We start from the raw sequence: 5675 nt of genomic DNA, 5'->3' as shown, positions 1-5675 counted from the left end.
TTTTGTTTTTGGGAGGATAATTTAGCGTTAGCTAAATTTCAATGCCCGACCGACACTCCGCTAAACCATAATTTATTATTGTTACCCCAACATTTAAACAGAACCATAAACATAAAAGCCTGACAACATTCAAATCTGTTGTCAGGCTGATTATTATAAATTATTAATTTCAGAAAACATTTTCTCGGCTGTCTTTGCATTGTCAAAGATAGCTTTTTTCAATTCATCAAGCGAAGAAAATTTCTTTTCGCCTCTTATAAAATCTATAAGCCGCACATCTACCGTCTTGCCGTACAACTCTTCTCCACTGTAGTCGGGCATCCAGGTTTCGCAAAGCGGGGCAAAATTGCCGACTGTCGGTTTTACTCCTATATTTGTAACGCCGCAGAATTTCCTGCCGTCATCAAGAGTAACGCACGATGCATACACGCCAAACTTCGGCACAACAAGCTCTTCGTGCAAAGACTGATTAAGAGTCGGTGTTCCGAGTTCTCTGCCCAAGTGCTGACCGTGTACAACCTCTCCGCCGAATCCGAAATATGAACCTAAAAGTTCGTTTGCCCTGCGCATATTTCCGTCCTTAATAAGTTCACGGATAAGCGTTGACGAAACTACTCCCTCTTTTTCTTCAACAGGCGGCAAAACCTGCAGCTCAATTCCGTTTTCCTTGCAAATTTCGGCGAGCAGTTCGGTATTTCCCTCACCGTTTTTACCGAAAGTGTAATTAAAACCGCAGCAAAGTTTTTTTGCTTTCAGAGTTTTTATTAACATATCTTCCACAAATTTTCGTGGCGCAACATCAACAACCGACTTGAAATCGCACATATACAGGTGCTGTATTCCGATTTCGGACAGCGCTGTTTTTTTATCTTCAACGCTCATCAACGCCTCTTGCGGTTGATTTTTAAGCACACTTTTCGGACTTTGTGCAAAGGTAAAGCAAATAGGCACAAGTCCGTTTTCACTGCCCCTTACCGCCTCGCCGATAACCTTGCGGTGACCGATGTGCAAGCCGTCAAAAAAGCCGAGTGCCGCTGATGTATTTTGTTTTTCGGGTAATAATTCAAAAAAAGTTTGCATATATTTATTCATACCTTAATTGCAGAGCATCTGCAAGTTAAATTTTTCCGCTTTTAAGCAGCATTGCTGTTTTCAGCACGGCTACTTGAGTTTTTGCGTCCGGCAACTGATTGTTGAGCACCATTTCAACCGCCTTGTCGAGCGGAATTTTCTCGACATTCAAAAATTCGCCCTCGTCAGGCTTGCTTTCACCCTCGCTCTTTATTCTGCATACATAAAGATGAATTATCTCGTTGGTGTAGCCGGGTGACGGATATAGCTGACCGAGTGAAGTATAAGAATATCCCTGTGCGCCTGTTTCTTCAAGCAATTCACGCTTGCCGTTTTCAAGCGGAGTTGAGCCTTTTTCGAGCTTGCCTGCAGGAAGCTCAAGCACAACCTCTTTGTACGGATAACGAAATTGTCTTACAAAAAGCAGGTTGTTGTCGTTGTCAAGGGCGGCTACGGTAACTCCGCCGGGGTGATTTACAACTTCTCTTTTAGACTTTTTACCGTCCTCAAGTTCAACATCGTCAAGGGTAATATGCAAAATTCTGCCGTCAAAAACAGAAGTGCTGTTTATGGTTTTTTCAAAAAGTTTCATACCTATACCTCATTTGAATTTTAATTTAAGGAAAAAAACAGAAAGGAAAATTTTATGACAGACTACAATGTAATGCCCGACTACCAGACCAGAAGAAAAATTATTAACGACATCTGCGAAAAATACAGTTTTGTTCATCATTCATTCGCAGGCAAAAGCGTATGCGGCAGATGTATTGATGTTTTGCACATCGGCAACACAAAAAACTGCGTGCTTTACTGCGCAGGCTTTCACGGTTCCGAATATCTTACCGTTACGGCGGTTCTCAAATTTTTTGAACAATGCGCCGATGCAATGGAAAACGATTCCGTTGTCGGTCGCTATAAAATACGAGATTTTCTCCGTGAAAAAGGACTTACGATTGTGCCTTGCGTAAATCCCGACGGAGTTGAAATCGCAATTCACGGCTCGGATGCCGCTCTCAAATACAAAGCTCTTGTGGAAAAAGCCTCTAAAGAAAACAAAGTCTGGCAGGCAAACGCAAGGGGTGTGGACATTAACCACAACTTCAACGCAGGTTGGAACGAGCTTAAAAGCCGTGAACTGAGTATGAACATAAAAGCTCCGTCCGCCACCCGTTTCGGCGGCAACGCTCCCGAAAGCGAGCCCGAAACCAAGGCGCTCACAAACCTGTGCAAACGCAACAACTTTGACCGTGCCATTGCTTTTCACAGTCAGGGCAGAGAGATTTACTGCTCGTTCGGCAAGCACACTCCCGTTATGAGTTTTCGACTTGCGTCCGTACTCTCCCAAGCAAGCGGTTACAATATCTCCGTACCCGAGGATATTGCGACAGGCGGCGGCTTTAAAGATTGGTTTATTGAAAAATTCCGCCGTCCGGCTCTCACCATAGAAATGGGAAAAGGCAAAAACCCCTTGCCGCTCTCCGATTTTGAACCCGAATACAAAATTATGCTGAATATGCTCTGCCTCGGAGTTATTGTATAATTTTTCTGTTTTTGAGTTTTTATGTCAGTAAGTTAATCAGAATTCAGCAGAGAGTTTTGCAGAAATTATAAAAGTTCGGTCAAACTTTTCAAAGGCTTGACCTGAATTCTAAAATCTTTTAATCTTAACCGTGCGCTAAACAATAATTCACTCCGTCTTTTGATAAAAAGCCGACTTACTAATCCTAATTTTCCAACTGAAAAATATTTTATTCTGTGGTTATAATCATCTGCCCGACAACCGCTTAGTGGTGTCGGGCAGTTATATTTTATACGGTTTTTAATCAGTCCTCGTCATCAAAGAACTTAATTGACTTTACGATTTCGTCAATCGCCTCGTCTGAAATTACATTCGGTTCATCAAGATATTTTGAGCGCTTTTCAATGCCCTCAATAGCCATTTCAAGCTCCTCCTGCGGAGTTCTCGGTTTCTTTGGCTTTTCATAAACCTCTTTGTCCTCCGGATTTGAAATATTTACATATTCCTCTTCCTTTGGTGTTTCTTCAACCTGTGCAGGCTCTTGATCCTGCGGTTCATCTTCTATTACAGGCTCGTCCTCGATTTTTTCTTCCTCGGACTTTACCTCTTCTGCAGGCTCTTCATTTTCAGCCTTAACTTCTTCGGATTTAACCTCTTGCGGCTGATTTTCCGCCTTAACTTCTTCGGCTTTAACCTTTTGCGGCTGATTTTCCGTCTTAACTTCTTCAACGGCATCTTCTTTAACAGGTTCTGCCTCGTTTTCGGCTTTTTCCGCCTTTACGGGTTCTTTTTCCGCTGTCTGCGCCTTTTCAGCTTTTTGTGCCGATTTATCTATGCCAAAGTTTGGTGCGTCATAATCTTTGTCAAGCTTTTCAGCCTCCGTCATAATAGCCTCGCCAAACTCGTTAAGCTTCTTTTCCTGTCTTGCCTCGGCAATTGCTCTTAATTCGTCAAGGTGATTTACAGGCTTTTCTACCTTTTCGTTGTCCTCGTTAAAGTAAATATCATACCATACAAGGAATACATAGATTGTCCATACCTTACGGCTGTTATCCTCTTTGTTGCTGAAATGCTCGTCAAGCCAACGAACGAGAATATCTGTATTAAAGAATTTCTCGGCAGTTTTGCCCTTAAACTTTTTCTTTACAACATTATAATACTTCTCATCTCTGAGCCATACTCTTGTAGGAACAGGGAAACCGAGTTTTTCTTTTTCGGCTGTAGCCTCCGGCATATGGCGAACGGCAGCCTTACGCATAGCGTACTTAGTATTGTGACGGTTGCAACGAAGCTTTGTAGGAAGGGTGGACGCAACCTTGAATACTTCTTTATCAAGGAACGGAACTCTAAGCTCAAGAGAGTTTGCCATACTCATTCTGTCGGCTTTTAAAAGAATATCGCCTACCATCCACATATTGATGTCAAGATACTGCATCTTTGTAACATCGTCATATCTGCGGCAACGGTAGTAATATTTCTTTGCATAATCCTGCGGACGGCTTGCAATGTTAGGGTCTTTTAAAAGTTCTCTCTTTTCTGCATAATCATACATAAAGGCATTACCGATATAGCGCTCCTCAAGCGGGTCTGTCGCTCTGATGAGGTAATCTCTGCCCTTGATGTCAGGGAGTTTTTTACATACGGCTCTGATTGCTTTTCTGATACAATGCGGAACGATTGTCTGATAAATTTTAAATACTCTCGGCTCATTGTAGCAAGTATAGCCGCCGAACAATTCGTCTGCGCCCTCACCCGAAAGTACAACCTTTACATACTCGCTTGCAAGTCTTGATACAAAGTAAAGCGCAATACAAGACGGGTCGGCAAGCGGCTGGTCCATATGATACTGCACGGTAGGAACTGCGTCCCAGAATTCTTCGCTTGAAATAAGGTGTGTATGATGCTCAACACCGATTTTCTCACTAAGACCCTTTGCCCAGCTGATTTCGTTGTAATGCTCGCCAAAATCAAAGCCTACCGTAAAAGTTTTCTGGTCTGCAAAATATGTTGAAACATAGCTTGAGTCAACACCGCTTGAAAGGAAACAACCAACCTCAACATCAGCGATTTTGTGGGCATTTACCGAATTTTCAAATACCTTTTCAATTGAGTTGACTGCCTCTTCCTCGGTAAGCTCTTCATTAGGATTAAAACGAGCCTCCCAATAGCGTGTAGTTTCCACTTCGCCGTCTTTGTACCAAAGGTAGTGACCCGGCATAAGGCAGAATACACCCTCAAAGAAAGTTTCGGGCGGAACAGCGTACTGATATGAAAGGTATGTATCAAGTGCTCTCTTGTTAAACCTCTTAACAAACTTAGGGTGCTCAAGAATACTCTTGATTTCACTCGCATAAACAAATTCGCCGTCAATCATTGTGTAGTGCATCGGCTTAATGCCAAAGAAGTCACGGGCAACAAAAACGGACTTATCCTTTGTATTATAAATAGCAAAGCCGAACATTCCTCTGAGCTTTAAGAGGAGATCCTCCCTCCACTCCTCAAAGCCGTGAACAAGCACTTCGCTGTCAGTGTCTGTATAGAATTTATGTCCCTTTTCAATAAGAACTTTTCTTAACTCTCTGTAGTTATAAATTTCTCCGTTAAAAGTGAGAACAAGTGTTTTATCCTCGTTATAAATCGGCTGATGACCTGCGTCAAGGTCAATAATTGAAAGTCGGCGAAAACCCATTGCGATGTGATCGTCCATAAACACACCGTCGGAGTCAGGTCCTCTGTGAGTGATGACATCGGTCATATTTTTAATGACCTTATCTCTGTCGATAACTTCGCCTGTAAAGCCACAAATACCGCACATATATAAAACCCCTTTCGGTAATCTGTCAAAACAAAATTTTGTAATTGCATATATAGATTATTGTATCATAATTAATTGCTAAATTCAACAGTAAGAACTCATATAATACGCTTATTTGCCAAAAAGAAATATAGGAAAATCTATATAAAAACGGTTCTGTTTAAAATGTTTAGTAATATCAATAAATTATGGTTTAACAAAATGATTTGCCAATCAATTATAAAAGTTTGGTCAACCTTTTATAATTGATTGGCAAATCATTTTGAGATC

At 41.7% G+C, this 5675-nt stretch carries 4 protein-coding genes; 1 reads left to right on the top strand and 3 read right to left on the bottom strand.

The annotated features are described in order from the left end of the window. Positions 1 to 153: 153 nt before the first annotated feature. Together AAAY30_RS11060 and AAAY30_RS11055 are read right to left on the bottom strand one after the other, a co-directional pair. On the bottom strand, positions 154 to 1080 hold the full coding sequence (locus AAAY30_RS11060) for a bifunctional riboflavin kinase/FAD synthetase (RefSeq protein ID WP_296154489.1): 927 nt from the start codon (positions 1078 to 1080) through the stop codon (positions 154 to 156). Positions 1081 to 1117: 37 nt separating this feature from the next. After that, positions 1118 to 1663, bottom strand: a complete 546-nt coding sequence (locus AAAY30_RS11055; protein WP_296154491.1) for an NUDIX domain-containing protein — start codon at positions 1661 to 1663, stop codon at positions 1118 to 1120. 54 nt (positions 1664 to 1717) lie between these two features. Here AAAY30_RS11055 and AAAY30_RS11050 point away from each other — a divergent pair, with 54 nt between their 5' ends. Continuing rightward, a complete protein-coding gene (locus AAAY30_RS11050) occupies positions 1718 to 2611 on the top strand; it encodes a M14 family metallopeptidase (RefSeq protein WP_337782087.1) in 894 nt (297 codons plus the stop codon). A 283-nt stretch (positions 2612 to 2894) separates the two neighbouring features. Here the strand turns inward: AAAY30_RS11050 and asnB are convergent, their stop codons facing one another. Beyond that, on the bottom strand, positions 2895 to 5405 hold the full coding sequence (gene asnB, locus AAAY30_RS11045; protein WP_337782088.1) for an asparagine synthase (glutamine-hydrolyzing): 2511 nt from the start codon (positions 5403 to 5405) through the stop codon (positions 2895 to 2897). Between the last annotated feature and the right edge of the window lie 270 nt (positions 5406 to 5675).

It is taken from the genome of Ruminococcoides bili (assembly GCF_040093295.1).
Lineage (GTDB): Bacteria > Bacillota > Clostridia > Oscillospirales > Acutalibacteraceae > Ruminococcoides > Ruminococcoides intestinale_A.
The sequence above is the reverse complement of the archived record's forward strand: the minus strand, read 5'-3'. Positions and strand labels throughout refer to the sequence as shown.